Below are 18,707 nucleotides of genomic sequence, written 5' to 3'. Positions count from 1 at the left end.
ATTATGGCTGAAAAGTTGATGAAGTATTCCGAAGCCGTCAAGGAATTCGACCCGGTTATCGGTTTGGAAACCCACGTTGAGCTGAGCACACGCACCAAGCTGTTCTGCCCGGCACCCATCTCGTTCGGCGCCGAGCCGAATACCGAGCTCACGCCGGTGAGCCTCGGTTTGCCGGGTTCGCTGCCGGTGCTCAATGCCACCGCGGTGGACTACGCGATCAAGCTCGGTCTGGCCCTGCACTGCCAGATCAACGAGTGGAGCCAGTTCTCCCGCAAGAACTACTTCTACCCGGATATGCCGCGTGACTACCAGATCTCGCAGTACGACAAGCCGACGAACGGCGAGGGCTACCTCGACGTCGAGCTCGAAGACGGCTCCGTGTTCCGCGTGCCGATCGAACGCGCCCACATTGAAGACGACGCCGGCAAGAACACGCATGTGGGCGGTGCCGACGGCCGCATCGAAGGTGCCGACCATTCGCTCGTCGACTACAACCGCGCGGGTGTGCCGCTCATCGAGATCGTGACGAAGCCGATCACCGGCGTGGGCGACCGCGGCCCGGAAATCGCAGGCGCCTACATGCGCGCCATCCGTGACATTGTGCGTGCGCTCAACATCTCGCATGCCCGCATGGAGCAGGGCAATATGCGCGCGGACGTGAACGTCTCGCTGCGCCGTTCCCCCGACGATCCATTCGGCACCCGTTCCGAAACGAAGAACGTGAACTCGTTCCGCGGCATCGAACGTACGATCCAGTATGAGATTCGCCGTCAGGCCGCCATTCTGAACGACGGCGGCGAGATTCTGCAGGAAACGCGCCACTGGGACGAGGCCTCGCAGGCCACCGCCGGCGGCCGTGTGAAGTCGGACGCCGACGATTACCGGTACTTCCCGGACCCGGATCTGGTGATGCTGCACATCACCCCGGAGCACATCGAACGCCTCAAGGCCGAGATGCCGGAGATGCCGCGTGAGCGCCGCAACCGCCTCAAGGCCGAGTGGAAGTTCAGCGATGTGGAAATGCGCGACGTGATCAACGCCGATGCCCTCGACCTCATCGAGGAGACGGTGAAGCTCGGTGCGTCGCCTGCCGGTGCCAAGAAGTGGTGGCTCGGCGAGCTCTCCCGCGAGGCGAACGCCAAGGGCATCTCGCTCGAGGAGCTGCCGATCAACGCCCAGGAAGTGGCCGATGTGGAGAAGCTCATTGCCGAGGGCAAGCTCAACGACAAGCTCGCCAAGCAGACGGTCGCACTCGTGCTCAAGGGCGAGGGCACTCCTGCCGAGATCGTGGAGAAGCACGGCTTCAAGGTCGTCTCCGACGATGGCATGCTGCAGACGGCCGTGGATGAGGCCATGGCGGCCAACCCGGATGTGGTGGAGAAGCTCAAGAGCGGCAACATGAAGCCGATGGGCGCCATCATCGGCGCGGTCATGCGCGCCACGAAGGGTCAGGCCGATGCCAAGGCGGTCACCAAGATCGTCATGGAGAAGATCAAGGGCTGAGTCTCACCCAACTACAGACACCGTAAGGCGCAGCGGAGGCCTCAATGGCCTCCGCTGCGCCTTCTGCGTTCCATCCTGCACCCGGTCTTCTGCGAAAGGGAATCTCTGCGTAAAAGGGGACAGTTGATTGCATGTGTTTGTCCCCATGTACGTAAATCGATCCTTGCGTAAAAAGGGACGATTCGACGCATCCATCTGTCTCTTTTTACGCAGATTAGCGGAAGATACGGAAGACGCGGAGGGCACGGAAGATTTGTACGCATGGAGGCGGTGTGACGGGCGAAATAGTTCGCAAGAGTGAGGGCGTTGCCTCGGACAAGGCGCTAGGGTAACATATAAAGGTTGAAAGATGGGGATGCCCATATACAAGGATGGAAACGACATGACAGCAGTAGTGGACGGAGACTCGGGGGAAGGTACCGCACGCTCGCGTGAATTGCCATCGCAGATCACAATCCCGTGCATACAGGGCGAGATGGTGTACTTGCGACCGGCTTCGGTGGACGACTTGGCATCCATGGACGCATTGGACGCCTACGTGAACGCCTCCGGCGTGACGGGAAAGGACCGCGTGGCGGAACGCGCCGCCGTGCAGGCCTGGGTGCGCCGCTCACAGGCGTGGGTCGACGGCATCGAGTCCCAGAAATCCGGCATCGGTGACCCGGAATCGCGCCGCACCATCGCATGGGCGATGCTCACCGTTCCCGAGGAGCATGAGGATGAGACCGTCAACGAGCACACCGCCACCGAGTTCATTGGTATGATCTTCCTCATCGACATCGACGGTTGGGCACGCTCTGCCCGCATCCAGGTGATTCTGGGCAAGGAATACCGCGGTCGCGGCTATTCTCGTGATGCGATGCCGCGCGTGATGACATATGGGTTCGCCGACGAACCCGAAGGCCTTGGACTCCACCGCATCTGGTTGGCGGTGCCTGAGAAGAACACTCGTTCCTACTCGGTGTACCAGTCGCTGGGGTTCGTGCCGTCCGGCACCTCGCGCGACGCCTTATGGGACGAAGCCAACAACAAGTACCAAGATCTCAACGTGCTTGACACGTTGGTCGACGAGTACGACCCGGTTCGTGCCATGGACGCCTTCGGCATGCACGTGATCACCACGAATCCCGGCATGGAGAAGGCGTTGCGGCTCCACCAGCATTCCACTGCAATTCGCAAGCAGGCGCTGTCCGACGCCATCTCCCCGCAACAGGGGGAGACGCATCGTGCCGTCGGCGAGGACGAGACGACCATGGGCGACAAGATGAAGTCCGACTCCGCCCGCATCGCCCAAGACAACGTGGAGTCGGAGAACACGTGGCCGTACAACAATGCGGAGCACAACAAATCGAAGAAGGCCTGGTGGCGCCGTCTCGGCCATGACCGCATGTCGTCGCGCAACGCCGACGATTCTCAACAGGAAGAGTAACCCCAAGCATGAGTGCCGAAGATCTCGACAACTACGAAACCGATGCCGAGCTCGCATTGTACCGCGAGTACCGTGACGTGATCAAGCTGTTCAAGTACGTGGTGGAGACGGAACGACGCTTCTACTTAGCGAACAAGGTCGATTTCAACGTGCGGTCCGCCGGACAGGACGTGTATTTCGATGTGCAGCTCTCCGACGCGTGGGTGTGGGATGTATACCGTTCCAGTCGTTTCGTGAAGAACGTGCGCATCGTGACGTTCAAGGACGTCAACGTCGAAGAGGTGCAGCAGACCGACATCGACATACCCGAAGACATGCAATGACGACCATTCGCGCGCCGCAGCATGCCATTCGGGCATATGCCGCGATGTTCACTCACAACGGTATGAGCGCATGCCTAGGTCATGGCACGCACTAGACTGGTAACGACTTTACGGTTTGACTTGAATGATTCAGGCAGGGCGTTCCCCGATCGTCCTTGCAATATGCATACCCTCAATGAAGGAGGATCTCATCGTGACCACGAGCGAACCAGAATCGGTCGTCATCATTGGTGGAGGCCCTGCCGGTCTCACCGCAGCATGGGAGCTGGTGAAGGACGGTTCGAACGCCTATGATGTGACGCTGCTCGAGGAATCCGAGGAATTCGGTGGCATCGCCCGTACCGTGAAGCACGATGGCAACCGCATGGACATCGGTGGCCACCGCTTCTTCTCGAAGGACGAGCGCATCATGGACTGGTGGCAGGAGACGCTGCCGTTGCAGGGGGCTCCGTCATACGACGACAAGAAACTCGGCCGCGACACCCATGATCTGGAGCCTGGCGGACCGGACCCTGAGATTGAAGACAAAGTGATGCTCAAGCGCCATCGTGTCTCGCGCATCTACTGGAACAAGCACTTCCTCGACTACCCGATCTCGCTGTCGCTTGATACGCTCAAGGCGATGGGCCCGAAGATTACCATGAAGGCCGGTTTCTCATATCTGAAGTCGATGGTGCACAAACTTCCGGAAGACAATCTGGAGAACTTCTACATCAACCGGTTCGGACGCGTGCTCTATTCGATGTTCTTCGAAGGCTACACCGAGAAACTATGGGGACGTCACCCCTCGGTGATCTCGGCGGATTGGGGTTCGCAGCGCGTCAAGGGCCTCTCGATCTCCGAGGTGCTCAAGAATGCCGTGCAGAAGCTGATGCCGAAGAAGCGCGACAACAGCGAGGTGGAAACTTCGCTCATCGAGGAGTTCTGGTACCCCAAGCTCGGCCCGGGGCAGCTGTGGGAGACGGTGAAAGACAATTGCGAGGCCCGTGGGGTCAAGGTGAAGACCGGCACCAAGGTGGTCGGTGTGAATCGTGGTGCCGACGGCCGAATCGCCTCGGTGCTCGTGAGGCATTCCGATGGCACGCAGGAGACCCTCGAGGCCGACCAGTTCATCTCGTCGATGCCGGTGAAGGACCTGGTCGAGTCCATGGACACCGAACAGCAGCCTGTGCCGTCCGACATGCGCCATATTGCCGAAGGCCTGCCATACCGCGATTTCGTCACGGTCGGCCTGCTGGTCAAGCATTTGAAGCTCAAGAACACCACCGACATCCCGACGCTGGGCAATCCGCCGATTGTACCGGACTGCTGGATTTACGTGCAGGACCCGGGCTACAAGGTTGGTCGCCTGCAGATCTTCAATAATTGGAGCCCATACCTGGTGAAGGACGTGGATGACACGGTGTGGATCGGCCTCGAATACTTCTGCGAGGAAGGCGATGAGTTCTGGAACATGAGCGACGAGGACGCCACGAAGTTCGCCATTCACGAACTCACCCGCATGGGCGTCATCGCAGGCCCGGACGACGTGCTCGACTCGCACCGCGAGCGTGTGAAGAAGGCATACCCGGCCTACTTCGACACCTACGAGCAGATGCCCGAGCTCGTGGAATACCTTGATTCGTTCGGCAATCTGTACTGTGTGGGCCGCAACGGACAGCACCGCTACAACAACATGGACCATTCGATGGCCACGTCGATGGAGGCGGTGGACAACATTCGCACCCACAAGACCTCGAAGAACAACGTGTGGTCGGTGAACACCGACAAGTCGTATCACGAATCCAAGTGATGGTTCCATAAAATACAAGCAGATACCTGCGTTTGCGTGTGGCGCCCATGTTATAAACATGGGCGCCACACGCATTTCGTCTCGATATTGAGGTACCGTGTGAGTATTCATTCACACGAACCCGTGTATGCGGTTCAATTTCTTTTTCTGCCATAACACGCTGGCATGCGTATGGCCTAGGGAAGGTACAACAACGTGGCCGATAGCCAAGATTTAAGTAAGATGAAGCTGCCTGAGCTCAAGGAGATCGCCAAGGAACTTGGCTTGCGCGGTCTTTCTGCGAAGCGCAAGGGCGACTTGGTGGCAGCGATCGAAGAGGCCCGCGCCAAGCAGTCGTCGGCGAAGAGCGAAACGGCACCGGCACAGCCGGAACAGCCCGCAGGGCACGATGATGCAGTCTCCGTTCCGGTTCGCAAGACCGGTGCCCGACGCGTGGTGCGCAAGGCCGGCGAGCCAAAGGCAGCCGAGGAGTCTGCTGCCGAACAGCCTGCCCAGGTGAAGGAGGAGGGCCATGCCGTCCTGCCCGCCGAAGAGGAGATGACTCAGATTCGCGGTCGCCGCGTGCGCGGGAAGCGCCGTCAGATGGAATCTGTGGATCAGGCTGCGACCAATGGTGAGACGTCCGCCGCCGAGCATCTGCTGAGCACGCTGAATCTGCCCGAGCACGCGGAGCGCGGCGGTGAGCAGCCACGCCGTCGTCGCGGTGCCGTGGACTCACTGCCCACGCGACGTCGTGCAGGAGCGGCGGCCGTGCGTGAACCGGATGCGGAAGCCAAGCCAGATCTTGACGACATTCTCTCGTCATTGCCGCTGAGTGCGAATGACGGCGAGGGTGACGAACGTCACGAGGAGCATGCGCATCGCCGTGCCGAGCGCGGAAGCCGCACCAACGACCGTTCGAATGCGCGTGCCGACAGGGAGAACCGCCAGCACCGCAGAAACCGCAACGATCGCGATTACGAGGAGCGTGAGGAGGGCAACGAACGCCGTTCCCGCGACGAACGTGGCAATAATCGCAATGAGCGCAACAATCGCAACGACCGCAACGAGCGTCGCGAGGAGAACACCGAGGATCTCGTGGAGGTCGGCGGCATCGTCGACGTGCTCGATTCCTACGCGTTCATTCGCACTTCCGGGTACCTGCCCGGACCGAACGACATCTATGTGTCGATGGGGCAGATCAAGAAGTACGGCCTGCGCAAAGGCGATGCCGTGCGCGGTTACACGCGCGCGCCCCATGAGGGGGAGCGCCGCAACCAGCGTCAGAAGTTCATGCCGTTGCAGTCGATCACGCTCATCAACGGACTGAGCGTGGAAGAGGCACAGGATCGCCCGAACTTCAGCAAACTCACGCCGTTGTACCCCGACGAGCGCCTGCGTATGGAGACCACGCCGAACCGCATCATCGGTCGCCTGATCGACATCGTCTCGCCAATCGGCAAGGGCCAGCGCGGCCTCATCGTCTCGCCGCCGAAGGCCGGCAAGACGATCACGCTGCAGAACATCGCCAATGCGATCGCCGTGAATAATCCCGAGGTGCACCTCATGGTCGTGCTCGTCGATGAACGCCCGGAAGAGGTCACCGACATGGAGCGCACCGTGAAGGGCGAGATCATCTCGTCCACCTTCGACCGCCCGGCCTCCGACCATACAATCGTTGCCGAGCTCGCCATCGAACGCGCCAAGCGCCTGGTGGAGCTGGGGCAGGATGTGGTGGTGCTGCTCGATTCCATGACGCGCCTCGCCCGCGCCTACAACATCGCGGCACCTGCCTCAGGGCGCATCCTCTCCGGTGGTGTGGACGCCCAGGCGCTCTACCCGCCGAAGAAGTTCTTCGGCGCCGCCCGCAACATCGAAAACGGCGGTTCGCTCACCATCATCTCGTCGGCCCTGGTGGAGACCGGTTCGAAGATGGACGAGGTGATCTTCGAGGAGTTCAAGGGCACTGGCAACATGGAGCTGCGTCTGAGTCGCGAACTGGCCGACAAGCGCCTGTTCCCGGCTGTGGACATCAATGCTTCCGGCACCCGCCGTGAGGAGCTCATCACGAACCCGCAGGAACTTCCGGTGCTGTACAGCCTGCGTCGCCTGCTTGGCGGTCTGGAGCCTGAGCAGGCCTATCAGACGCTCGTGCCGCGCCTGAAGAAGACGATGACGAATGCGGACTTCTTCAAGGCGATCGTGCAGCAAGGCAACAGCTCGCTGAACGGCGGCTCGAACAACTGACGGCATAGCCCCGTTCATATACGCGATTGGCCTCCGACGTGCCCAGAAGGGTCGCCAGAGGCCAATCGTGTTATGCTCAAGATTGACGTCACAGTGTGGGGCGCACGAGCAGCAGACGCAGATTCGGCCAGTGGTCCGCAGTGTCGTACGCCAACTGCGATGCCAAGCCACCCGATGGCCCGCTCATTGCGGCTCCCGCCTCAAGCAACGGCTGCGCTTGTCCGATGATCACGGTCTCGTCAACGACCTGTGAGGGGTCAGCATGCAGCACGAGACCGCTGGCAAGATCGGAGACGCCGAACTGCGTGGCCAAGCGCTCGCTTTCGGGAACGCGCTCGCGATGCGGGGTGCCGCTGCCACCGGCATCACTGCTGCGATGCGCGGCATCGTCCTTCGCTCCGCCGCCCTTCACACCGAGTCCAGCGGCCGCAGAGCCGGCGAATTTGCTTACGTCAGCGGCGGCATCGTCATCGGACGCCACGACGAGTGACGCTCCTGCCTGAGCATCTTCGCCTTGCTGGCGACGTTCCTTGGCCTGCGCATCGGCAATCGCCTTGGTACGCGCCCCGACGATCTTCCCGCCAATCGAATGTGCGAGCCAACCGTCGTACACCTGCGATGCGATTGCGGAGACTGGCGTGCCCAAGCCAGCGTTCTGCGCGGCCCCAGAGGCGTTGGCAGCTGCATTTGAGAAACGGTCGGCGTACCGCAAGGCAATCTGTCGGTCGGCGCTCGAGGCTCCGGTGTGCTCGCGCGCCTGTGCCAGCTCGTTCATCGCCGCGTCCACCTTGGCCTGATCGCTGGTGAGCGTGCTGTTCGAACCGAACTGCGCGTCTGTCTGCGCAATAGCCTGCGCACCCATGGCCTGCGCGCGCGAGACATCGCCGCCGGTCAGTGTATTGAGATTCTCCGTATACGCATCCGTATACGCCATCGAATACGGAATCATCGCGTTTGACAGCTGTTTCTGCCCCGCCGCGTAGTTCTGCGCACCGTCGCGGGAGTTCATGCCTGCGCGCTGGGAGAGTTCGGTCGCCAGACCCTGTGTGCCGCGTTGCCGAATGCGCCGGATGATCCAGTCGACCTCGTCTGCCGCGCCAATGTGCTGGTAGGCGTCGCTGCGCGCATTGACCGCGCCCGCCAGATTCGTGACCGCGCGCGCCAGTGGCGTGTCTCCGTTCAGCTCGCCCGCAGTGCCCACGAGCGCCGTCAACTGGGTGGAATTGCCCACAGAACCGCTCAGATGCGCGGTATATGAGCTGACGTATGCCGCCATGTATTCGTGGAATGCGCGTTTGTGCGCGGCATCGGCCTGCGCGATCTGTTGCTGTGCCAGCACGCGTTCCCGCTCACGCAATCGTTCGAGTTCGCCGATGAGTCTCGCATTCGTATCGTCGTTGTTCTCGCCGGTGATCGAATTGACCAAGGTGGTCGAATTCCGAGCCAATGACTGCAGCTGCGCAGTGTAGCCGGTCGGCGCGGATTGCGGGAGCACGGCAAGCGCCACCGGGCTCATCGAGAAATGTTTGGCGTCGGCATACACGCGGAAGTCAAGCGTGGATCCGGGATTTGCCGTCGCGGCGACGGTGATGGCGGAGCCGTCGCGTTGCACGACCACGCCGTCGGAGGCCGAGACGTCGCCCACTACCGCGCTCGGCATGGAAAAGAAGGCGAACGGGCGCATCTGACGGGCGAGTTGCTGTATGCCATCGCCGGCCCGGTCGTTCACTCGTGCCACGACATGCACGCCCGCCATGCCGCTTGCGTTGTTCAGTCTGTCGACCGGCACATTCGGCCCGTTGAGCGTGTAGCTGACGTCGAGTGTGAACGGCAGCGAGCCGTCGAGCTGCATATGCGACGTCCCGTTCCGCGACACCGCGTACATGCGGCGTGACGAATCCGCGGCGCTGTTCACCATGAACAGATCGTCGTCGGCGAACCGGGCCGCCAGGCCCTCCACATTCGTTGTGGCGGGCTGATCTGCATGCGTGCTCATGAGCGCGGGCACGGTGAGCGCGGCGCACAATGCGGCTGCGAGTCCAGCAGTGAGCACGGCTTTGGCTGCAGATGGTTTGGCGTGGTGTGGTGATGATGAGTGTCTCACGGCGGTGTTGTGGTGGGGAAGTATCAGGCGAAGATGTCGAGCACGCCCGGATCCTCGCCGGTTTCGGCGATGCGCTTATGCCGTTTCTTGGCTTCGGTGACCACGAATTCGCGGTATTCCTCGGCAATCTCCGGGTCGAGTCCCGCGTCGATTGCGAGTCGGCGCAGACGGCGCATCTGCTCTTCCTCGCGCTTGTAGTCGGCTGGCGCGAATCCTGCCTGCGCCTTGAGCACACCCACTGAAGAGGTGTATTTGAAGCGTTCCGCGAGCAATGCGACAATCGCCATGTCCACGTTGTCAATCGACTGCCGCAGGGTCGCTATCTTGTTCACGATGTCGCGCGTACGTTCGTCGCGCCACTCGTGGTCGGAATCAATCACCGTCTCGTCGACGCCCGAGGCGTCTTGTTCCATATGTTCTTCGCTCATATTTCTACAGTAGCGTGCTGTGGCTACCGACCGAAGGCGTGCGGAATCGGCGCGCGAGCCATTCCGCACACCTTCGGCATTGGGTCAGCGCGGGAAATAGCGGTGCAGCACCATCGTCGTCTCCACGTTCGATGGCACGATGCGGTGGATCTCGGTCACGAGGTCCTCAAGCTGCGGGACGGTGGGCACGGTGACAGTGAGTACATACACCTGCGATCCGGAGACGGCGTCGCATGAGTCGATGCCGTTGATATGTTCGAGTTTCTCCGGAATGTTCGCGTTCTCGTCGTATTCGAGCGGAGTCACCGACACGAATGCGTGGATGGTTCCAGTGGTCTGTTCCGGATAGTGAATGATCGCACGGTAGCCGACGATGACGCCGTTTTTCTCGAGCTTCTGTACACGCGACTGCGTCGCCGAGATGGAGAGTGAAGCCGCCTCCGCAAGCTGTGCCAGTGTGGCACGGCCATTGTGTTCGAGAATGTCGAGAATAATGTTGTCTTTTTCATCGAGAGTGCGTCCATCAACATAACGGCGCTCTGTGGTGGTATGCGTGCTAGTCATGGTCTCGTTCTTTTCCAAAGGATAGAAAATATGTTCATCAATGAGTTTAAGACCCCGACAACTTTTTTGTATTCGCCCAAAGCCTATACGCGAGACGAATAACATGGCCGTTAATTTTCAGAGAATAGGAGATGGTTTCTTGCAGGTTGCCGCCGGAACATGAAATGCGGGAAGGCATATGCTCATGCCTTCCCGCATTTCATGTTCCGGATTCGCGCGTTTACTTCGCGGCCTTCGGTTTCTTGGCCGGCGGTTCGCCGAGCTCGCTTTCGACGACGGTGATCTCCTCGACGTCCGTCTCGTCCGACGCCGGGGCCGGTGTTGCCGTGCTCTCACCCTTTGGACGGGCGAACTTCGCCATGAGATCACTGGCCTTCTGCAGCGAGATGCGACCGGTGACACGTGCCGCCTCGGCGATGTCGCCAAGTGCCGGCGCCAGGGCGTCGTGCAGCTCGTCGTTCACGTTGAGCATCACCGAGAGAATCGGCGTCTTCATCGAGACCTTGGCCTTCGACTTGATGCCACGCAGCGCGGTGAGGGCGGCTCCGGCCTGCGTGAGCAGTTCCGGCGACGCCTTGAACGCGGCGGTGGCGTACGTGATGGGCTTCGGCCATGGTGCATGGTGCACGGAGCCTTCGCCGGAGTGCATCCAGCTCCACACCTCTTCGGTGGTGTAGGGCAGGAACGGCGCCAACAGGCGTGCGAATGCGTCGAGTCCGAGTCCGAGCGTCGTGCGCGCGGACTTCACGGCCTGCGGGCTGGGCTCGACTCCGGTAGATTCGGCGGTGCCATAGGCGCGGTTCTTCACGAGTTCAATATAGTCGTCGCAGAACTGCCAGAAGAAGTCCTCGATTGTCTCCAGCGCCTTCGAATGCTCATAGTTGTTGAGCGATTCGGTCGCGTCGTAGACCACCTTCGCCATCTTCGCCATCGCGGCGCGGTCGAGCGGTTCGGTGACGTCCTTCGGATCCCAGCTGGCCGTGGCGCCCTCACCCACGTGGTGGTTCTCGTCCTCACGGCCGATCGCCAGGGCGAACTTCGTGGCGTTGAGCAGCTTGATGGCCAGACGGCGGCCGATCTTCATCTGGCCCTCGTCATACGTGGCGTCAAGGCCGAGGCGCGCCGATGCCGCCCAGTAGCGCACGGCGTCCGCGCCGAACTGCTCGATCGGCTTGTTCGGTACCACGACGTTGCCCTTGGATTTCGACATCTTCTTGTGGTCCGGGTCGAGAATCCAACCGGATAGCGTGGCATTGGCCCACGGCAGGCAATGGTTCTCGAGGTCGGCGCGGTCGATTGTGCTGAACAGCCAGGTGCGAATGATGTCCTGACCCTGCGGGCGCAGATCCATCGGGAACGTGGACTTGAAGAACCGCTCGTTCTCCTCGCCGGGCTCGGCCCACTTCGTCACGATCTGCGGCGTGAGCGACGACGTGGCCCAGGTGTCCATGATGTCGGGTTCGGCCATGAAGCCGTTCGGCTGGTCACGCTGGTCCTCGCTGTACCCCTCCGGCACATCGATGGTCGGATCGATCGGCAGACGATCCTCGCTCGGGGTGAGCGGATTGCTGTAATCCGGTTCCCCGTTGGCGTCGAGCGGGTACCACAGCGGGAACGGCACGCCGAAGAAGCGCTGGCGCGAGATGAGCCAGTCGCCGTTGAGGCCATGCACCCAGTTCTCGTAGCGCACGCGCATGAAGTCGGGGTGGAAGTTGAGCTCCTTGCCGCGCTCGATGAGCTCGGCGTTGAGTGCCTTGTTGGTGCCGCCGTTCTCGAGGTACCACTGGCGGGACGTGACGATCTCGAGCGGCTTGTCGCCCTTCTCGTAGAAGTTCGTCATACGCATGGTCGGCTTCGGTTCGCCGTCCATGTCGCCGGTCTCCTGCAGGTCCTCCACAATCTGCTTGCGGGCCGAGAACGTGGTCTTGCCTGCAAGACCCGCGAAATACTCGCGGCCCTTCTCATCGTGGATCCAGTCCGGGGTGTCCATGACAATGCGGCCGTTGCGCTGGATGATCGAGCGGGTGGGCAGGTGCAGGTCACGCCACCATTCGACGTCAGTCATGTCGCCGAACGTACAGCACATGGCGATGCCGGCGCCCTTGTCTTTCTCGGCGGCCGGGTGGGCGAGCACAGGCACCTTCACGTTGAACAGCGGCGAGGTGACCATCTTGCCGAAATACGGCTTGTACCGCTCGTCATCTGGGTGCGCAATGAGCGCCACACAGGCTGGCAGCAGCTCAGGACGGGTGGTCTCGATGTAGATCGTCTCGCCGGTCTCCTCGAAGCGGAACGCGATGCGGTGGTAGAAGCCCGGGTATTCGCGCGATTCGAGCTCGGCCTGGGCCACGGCGGTCTGGAACGTGACGTCCCACAGGCCCGGGGCGTCCTTCTGGTAGGCCTCACCGCGTTCCAGATTGCGCAGGAATGCCTTCTGGGCCACGCGCTGCGGGTGCTCGCCAATGGTGTGGTAGGTCTGCTTCCAGTCGATCGACAGGCCCAGCTGACGCCACAGTTCCTCGAACTGCTTCTCATCCTGCGCGGTGAGCTTCTCGCACAGTTCAATGAAGTTCTTGCGCGAGATCGGCACCTGATCCTTGGCCTGGATCTTCTTGCCCTCGGTGCCCTCGAACGGCGGCACGAAATCCGGGTCATACTTGAGCGAAGTGTCGACGCGCACACCGTAGTAGTTCTGCACACGGCGCTCGGTGGGCAGGCCGTTGTCGTCCCAACCCATCGGGTAGAGCACCTCATAGCCGTTCATGCGCTTGAACCGGGCGATGATGTCGGTATGCGTGTACGAGAACACGTGACCGACGTGCAGGTGCCCCGAGACGGTGGGCGGCGGGGTGTCAATGGAATAGACGGCCTTGCGCTCGCCTGGATCGTGGAACGTGTACGTGCCATCCTCATCCCAGACCTTGCGCCACTTGGCTTCAAGGCCGTCCACGCCCACGCGGTCGGGGAGTGCGGTGAGATTGGCGTTGATCGAATAATCTTCGCTATCTGTCATAGAAAGAAGTCTAAAAAGCTACGCTGACAACACCATGCGTTTCCGCCGCCGTTCCGCGGCCGCGTCAGCTCAGTCGGGCGAGCGCAAGTCTGGAGCTCGCCAGATTCGCGTCCACACCCTGCACGTCGTGCTGCGCGGCCACGTAATCCTTGCCCGTGTACAGCCACGCACTCGCCGCGTCCTCGCTCACCATGCGGTCGAACTCGCGCAACTGTTCGCGGTAGTCCTTGAAATCGGTTTGTTCGAGCGCCTTGCGGTACTGCTGCTGCACGGCTCCGTTCACATAGCCGAACATCGCGCTGCCGTCGACGAACCGCGTGTAATCGTGCGGATCGTCCATCTCAATCAGCGCGCAGGCGTAGTCGCCGGACTGCACACGACTGTTCAGCGTGGCCGAATCGACCACTTCCAACGAAACCGGCATCGGAATCGCGGCGATCTGGTCCACCAGCGTCTGGGCGAGCTCGCGGTGCGTCTCATCGGCGAGCAAAGTGAACGGTTTGAAGTAATCTGCGGCGAAATACCAGCGCATCGACGAAGCCTTGCCGAGGTCATGCTGGAACAGATTGTCGAGGTCCACATAGCCGGGCTGCATCTGCGAGATTGGCCCACTCAGCTGGGCTTTGGCACCCGGCTCGGCATTCGCGATCTGCCGTGCGTCAATGGCATAGCGTGTGAACTGGCGCACCTGCTCATCGGAGAACGGGCTCTCGCTCTTGCTGTTGAGCGCCAGCAGTGTCTTGCGCGTACTGAAACCGTCTTGCAGCGTGATGCCGGACGTATGGGAGAGCTGTTCGGCAATGTGGGCCGAACGGGGGAGCGCCACGTTGAGCTTGCCGGTCTTGAGGTCGTCGGCCATCTTCTGTTCGTCCGTGTAATAGCGCAGTGTCGCCTGCGAGGTCTCCGGCTTGTCTCCCCAATAGTGTTCGTTGCGGGTGAGCTTGATGGAACCCGGCTGCACCGCGTTCACCATGAACGGGCCGGAGCCATAGGAATGGCGTGCGAAATCGGGGTTCGTCGCATTCGGGTTCACGATGGCGCCGGCTTGGCTCGCCAGCGCGGGCAAGAGGCGCGGGTTCGGCGAGGAGAGCGTGAACGTGACTGATCGCGCGTCGTTGTTCTCCACGGCCGTGATGTTCGAGAGCCCGTCGTTCGTGTGGTCGCCGGCGAGCGTCTGCTGGAGCGAGCGCACCACCGAGCTGGCGTCCAGTGGCGTGCCGTCCGAGAATGTGAGCCCGTTGCGCAGGAAGAACGTGTAGCGCAGTCCGTCGGTGGTCTGCGTCCAGCGGGCGGCCAGTCCGGAGGCGATTGCCTGCTCGTCGTTGAAGGTGACAAGCGTCTCGTATACATTGCCCATGAGTGCCTGCTGCACCGAACGTTCGCTGTTGGACCGAATGTCGAGCGACGTGGGCTCGTCGAGGAGTCCCACTTCGAGTTTGCGGCCGCCGCGCAGCGACCCAACCACGGCGTTGAGGCCGCTGTTGCCGCCGCGCAGTGCGGTGATGCCCACGCCGGCCGCCGCGCCAAGCACGGCGACGATGACGAGGAATACAATCCAGGGGCGAATCTTGCGTGCGTGCCTGTTGCCGTGCTCAGTCATGGCTCCAGTATAGATATCCGGCGCGCCTCTCTGCCCACCCTGCGTACAAGGAGACAGGTATCCATGCAATCTGTCTCCTTGTACGCAGACGGGTCATTGCGCATCATCAGCTGCATCAACCGCATCAGCAACGCAAACATCTGCGTAAAAAGAGACAGGTCGCGCACATAAACGTCCCTTTTTATGCAGATTGAAGATTGCAGATTGCAAATCGAAGATCCGCTGCACGGATAGATCAAGCCTCCTGCGTAAAAAGGGACGGATTTGCATGGGTATCTGTCTCTTTTTACGCAGCTGGATTCGCGTTGGATTCGCGCGCTAGATTTGCACGCCGGGCACGCCGGGTCACTTCGGGGTCTTGCGCGAACGCGGCTTCCTGCGGGCGCGCTGCGTGGCGCGCGCCTTGCGCTCGGCGGCGATCTCGAGGAACCCGCCGGCGCTCGGGCAGGTGGGCAGCAACGGGCAGGTCTCGCATTCGGGGCTGCGACTCGTGCATATGTTGCGGCCGAAGATGATGAGCCGGTGCGACAGGTCGGTCCATTCGCTTTCGGGGAAGCAGCCGGTGATCTCCTGCTCGATGCGTTCGGGTGTCGTGTTCGCCTTCATCCAGTCATCACGCCAATGCAGGCGCCCGGTCACACGGATCACATGGGTGTCTACGGGAAATCCGGGAACGTGGAATGCGTTGCCGAGCACGACGTTCGCGGTTTTGCGGCCCACGCCGGGCAGCGACGTGAGCTCCTCCATGGTCTGCGGCACTTCGCCGCCGAACCGTTCCACAATCTGCCGTGCCACGGCAATGATGTGTTCGGCCTTCACATGGTAGAAGCCAAGCGGGCGAATGATGCTCTCGACATCCTCCAAGCGGGCGTCGGCAAGGGCTTCGGCGGTGGGATAGGTGTCGAAGAGCTCCGGTGTAATTGAATTGACGCGCTTGTCGGTGGTCTGCGCACTCAGAATCGTGGCGACCAGCAGTTCGAAGGGCGTGTGAAAATCCAGCTGGCACTTCACCGTCGGAATGAACTCGCACAGCGTCTCATATTGCCTGTGCATGCGCGTGATGCGCGCTTTCCTGCTTTCACCGGCCATACCGCTCCCGCAATCCTCGGCTATCGGGGTTCATGCGAATTCGCACATCCCTAAGGGTAGGGTAACCGGAAGAACGGAATTATTCCTCTGCTGGGGTAGACGAGCCCATCTCGGCGGCTTCGCGGGCGGTGTTGTTTGCAGATTCCTCTTCAGGCGGGTCGAAGCGGTAGCCGACGTTGCGCACGGTGCCGATCAGATGCTCGTATTCGCCGCCGAGCTTCGCACGCAGTCGCCGCACATGTACATCGACAGTGCGCGTGCCGCCGTAGTAGTCGTAGCCCCACACCTCCTGCAGCAGCTGCGCTCGCGTGAACACGCGGCCGGGGTGCTGGACGAGGTATTTGAGCAGTTCGAATTCCTTATATGCCAAGTCGATGGGCACGCCGCGCAGATTCGCGGTATAGCCGTTCGTATCCACCACGAGATCGCCGGAGCGAATGAGGCCGTCCTCATCCTCCGGGCCGGAATTCGCCGGCGCATTCGGCATCACGCTATACGTGGTCACGCGTTCGGTGACCAGTCGCAGACGCCCTTCAACTTCGGCCGGCGAGGCGGTGTTCACGATCACATCGCTCACCCCCCATTCGCCGTTGACTACGGTGAAGCCCCCCTCGGTGAGAATGAGCACGATCGGCGTCGACAGGCCCGAGGCGTGCAGCAGTCTGCACAGTGTTTTCGCGGAGGCCAGGTCGTCGCGGGCGTCGAGCAGCAGAATCGTGTTCTCGGGCATGCGCACCAGGCTCGAAGCGTCCATCGGCAGCACGCGCACACGGTGGGAGAGCAGGGTGAGCGACGGCAGCACGGTGGTTGGATCCGTGGAAAACGTCATCAAAGTCAAATCCGTCACGTTCCCGATCCTCTCCTGTTGGGTCCCATGCTTGTGTAACAGCGATGTGTGCATGGTGTGTGCAAGCACGTTTTGCTGTCAGTGTAGCGGAAGCGACGAAAAAAGCCTGCGACCATTTCGCGATGAGAAACCGAAAAGGGGACGTTGTGCCGGACGTGCGCCCATCGCAACGGCCGCCGGGCATGCGCGTTGCGTCGATTTGTGGGCGGAACGGCCCTATATTACACTGTTTCTTGGTGTGACCGCCTGCGTGGGTGTATGCGTGACGGTGGAGATATGAAGGTGAGAGATGAGTGAGACACAACATGTTGCCGACGCCCGCAATGCCGCGGCAGACGGCGAACTGACCGCGGATTCCGCCCTGACCGCGCAGATGGCCCCGGACTACCGCCCTGTGGCGCCGGTGGTTCCGTTCTCGCGATCCGTATGGTTGCAGATTGCACTCTACGTGGTGCTTGTCGCGCTCGCGTGCATTCCCGGCAGCAATGCCGTCTCATCGGTCACGTTCTCGCTGACCAGCTTTGTAGTGGGTGTCATGATCATGCTGTTCGCGTTCTTCACGCCATTGCGTGACGGCATTCCCGGCCGTGTCACCGGCGTGATTCTCGGTATGTTCGGTATGATCTTCGCCTCCACGCCCATGCTTGGCGAGTTCGTGTTCGGCTCGATGGGTTCGCCCTCCCGCCCGCAATTGGGTTCGCCGGGCGCGCTGGCGGTGTGCGCGTGGTTCGCCGGCGTGGGCGCATTGCTCATCGCGCTCGTGGTCGTCGCGTTCGGCAGGCAGATGGCTCGCCTCGACCGCAGCCACCTGATTGTGCAGTTGTCGCATATGGTGATGGACGGCGCATGCACGGTGCTGTGCAGCGGATGGTGCTTCCTGCCGATGCTCATGCAGGGCTTCGGCGAAAGCAAGGCAGAGAGTGCGAATGGCGAATTGTGGGTGTGGATTGCCGGTGTGGCGGCCATTGTGGCGTTCGCCGTCGGGCTCGGATTCATGGATCGCGTATGGTATCGCGATTCGCGGCCGCTCGAGGGTGCGCAGGCTCCCTGGGTGGGCTTCGCGCTGATGCCGGTGATGCTCACCGGTGGTCTGGTCGCGCTTGCCACGCTGGTCGTGCAGCTCACGCTCACGGTGTGAGGCTGATGCCGGCTGCAGATGTCCGGAATGAGAATGGGGCCGATCCGCCATGGATCGGCCCCATTCTCAATTCATGTGCGCGCCTGACGCCTATTCGCGGCACGGCGACGGCGTGCGCGCCAATGCAGTGTCAGAGCGTGATGTCTTCATTCTGCGACTTGGCGAGACGCTCCTTGGCCTCCTTGATTTCCTTCTCGGCGGTCTCGGCGTTGGCGAAGTAGTCTCCCGGCATGACTTCCTTGCCCGGCTCGAGTGCCTTGTACTGCTCGAAGAAGTGCTTGATCTCCGCCTTGTGGAACTTGGAGACGTCATCGATGTCCTTGATGTTGTCGTAGCGGACGTCGTCCGGCACACACAGCACCTTGTCGTCGCCGCCCTCTTCGTCGACCATGTGGTACAGGCCGACGGCGCGGCACTTGACCACGCAGCCCGGGAACACGGAGTCGGTGAGCATCACGAGCGCGTCGAGCGGGTCGCCGTCCTCGCCCAGCGTGCCGTCGATGTAGCCGTAGTCATCCGGGTAACCCATCGCCGTGAACAGCGTGCGGTCGAGGAACACGCGGCCGGAGGCCTGGTCCACTTCGTACTTGTTCTTGGAACCGCGTGGGATCTCCACGACGACATTGAAGGTTTCTGCCATGGTATTTCTCC

Annotated in this window: 14 protein-coding genes; 6 read left to right on the top strand and 8 right to left on the bottom strand. The window is 61.5% G+C overall.

What is annotated here, in order from left to right; all coding sequences use genetic code 11:
* The first annotated feature begins 3 nt into the window (after positions 1-3).
* The 5 genes from gatB to rho all read left to right on the top strand — a co-directional run bounded on the left by gatB (position 4) and on the right by rho (position 7,273).
* Positions 4-1,503, top strand: a complete 1,500-nt coding sequence (gatB, locus tag BANAN_RS07165; RefSeq protein ID WP_014698237.1) for an Asp-tRNA(Asn)/Glu-tRNA(Gln) amidotransferase subunit GatB — start codon at positions 4-6, stop codon at positions 1,501-1,503.
* A 382-nt stretch (positions 1,504-1,885) separates the two neighbouring features.
* A complete protein-coding gene (locus tag BANAN_RS07160) occupies positions 1,886-2,932 on the top strand; it encodes a GNAT family N-acetyltransferase (protein ID WP_014698236.1) in 1,047 nt (348 codons plus the stop codon).
* An 8-nt stretch (positions 2,933-2,940) separates the two neighbouring features.
* Positions 2,941-3,255: a DUF2469 domain-containing protein gene (locus BANAN_RS07155; protein WP_004219123.1), complete on the top strand. Its 315-nt coding sequence runs from the start codon at positions 2,941-2,943 to the stop codon at positions 3,253-3,255.
* Positions 3,256-3,430: 175 nt separating this feature from the next.
* A complete protein-coding gene (locus BANAN_RS07150; RefSeq protein WP_014698235.1) occupies positions 3,431-5,047 on the top strand; it encodes an NAD(P)/FAD-dependent oxidoreductase in 1,617 nt (538 codons plus the stop codon).
* A gap of 195 nt (positions 5,048-5,242) precedes the next feature.
* The gene (rho, locus tag BANAN_RS07145) at positions 5,243-7,273 is read left to right on the top strand and encodes a transcription termination factor Rho (RefSeq protein ID WP_041777051.1); all 2,031 of its coding nucleotides are present in this window, start codon (positions 5,243-5,245) and stop codon (positions 7,271-7,273) included.
* Positions 7,274-7,361: 88 nt separating this feature from the next.
* Here rho and BANAN_RS07140 read toward each other — a convergent pair whose 3' ends face one another.
* From BANAN_RS07140 to BANAN_RS07110, 7 genes are all read right to left on the bottom strand, one after another.
* Positions 7,362-9,326, bottom strand: coding sequence for a hypothetical protein (locus tag BANAN_RS07140; protein ID WP_014698233.1), 1,965 nt, complete (start codon positions 9,324-9,326; stop codon positions 7,362-7,364).
* 74 nt (positions 9,327-9,400) lie between these two features.
* Entirely contained in the window at positions 9,401-9,790 is a 390-nt protein-coding gene (locus BANAN_RS07135) for a chorismate mutase (protein WP_014698232.1), read from the bottom strand.
* Between the two features lie 99 nt (positions 9,791-9,889).
* On the bottom strand, positions 9,890-10,369 hold the full coding sequence (locus BANAN_RS07130; protein ID WP_014698231.1) for an Lrp/AsnC family transcriptional regulator: 480 nt from the start codon (positions 10,367-10,369) through the stop codon (positions 9,890-9,892).
* 220 nt (positions 10,370-10,589) lie between these two features.
* Positions 10,590-13,382 (bottom strand): valine--tRNA ligase, encoded by a 2,793-nt coding sequence (gene valS, locus BANAN_RS07125; protein ID WP_014698230.1) that lies wholly within the window; start codon positions 13,380-13,382, stop codon positions 10,590-10,592.
* A 64-nt stretch (positions 13,383-13,446) separates the two neighbouring features.
* Complete coding sequence (locus tag BANAN_RS07120) at positions 13,447-14,982, bottom strand: ABC transporter substrate-binding protein (protein WP_014698229.1); 1,536 nt, start codon at positions 14,980-14,982, stop codon at positions 13,447-13,449.
* A gap of 345 nt (positions 14,983-15,327) precedes the next feature.
* Entirely contained in the window at positions 15,328-16,071 is a 744-nt protein-coding gene (gene nth / locus BANAN_RS07115; protein ID WP_014698227.1) for an endonuclease III, read from the bottom strand.
* 79 nt (positions 16,072-16,150) lie between these two features.
* Positions 16,151-16,900 (bottom strand): response regulator transcription factor, encoded by a 750-nt coding sequence (locus tag BANAN_RS07110; protein ID WP_014698226.1) that lies wholly within the window; start codon positions 16,898-16,900, stop codon positions 16,151-16,153.
* Between the two features lie 307 nt (positions 16,901-17,207).
* Here BANAN_RS07110 and BANAN_RS07105 point away from each other — a divergent pair, with 307 nt between their 5' ends.
* Positions 17,208-18,056, top strand: a complete 849-nt coding sequence (locus BANAN_RS07105; protein WP_014698225.1) for a hypothetical protein — start codon at positions 17,208-17,210, stop codon at positions 18,054-18,056.
* A gap of 130 nt (positions 18,057-18,186) precedes the next feature.
* On the opposite strand, the gene BANAN_RS07100 is transcribed toward BANAN_RS07105, so the two are convergent.
* Complete coding sequence (locus BANAN_RS07100) at positions 18,187-18,696, bottom strand: inorganic diphosphatase (protein ID WP_014698224.1); 510 nt, start codon at positions 18,694-18,696, stop codon at positions 18,187-18,189.
* Between the last annotated feature and the right edge of the window lie 11 nt (positions 18,697-18,707).

The sequence above is a fragment of the Bifidobacterium animalis subsp. animalis ATCC 25527 genome (assembly GCF_000260715.1).
Lineage (GTDB): Bacteria > Actinomycetota > Actinomycetes > Actinomycetales > Bifidobacteriaceae > Bifidobacterium > Bifidobacterium animalis.
This window is presented reverse-complemented; position numbering and strand designations above follow the sequence as displayed.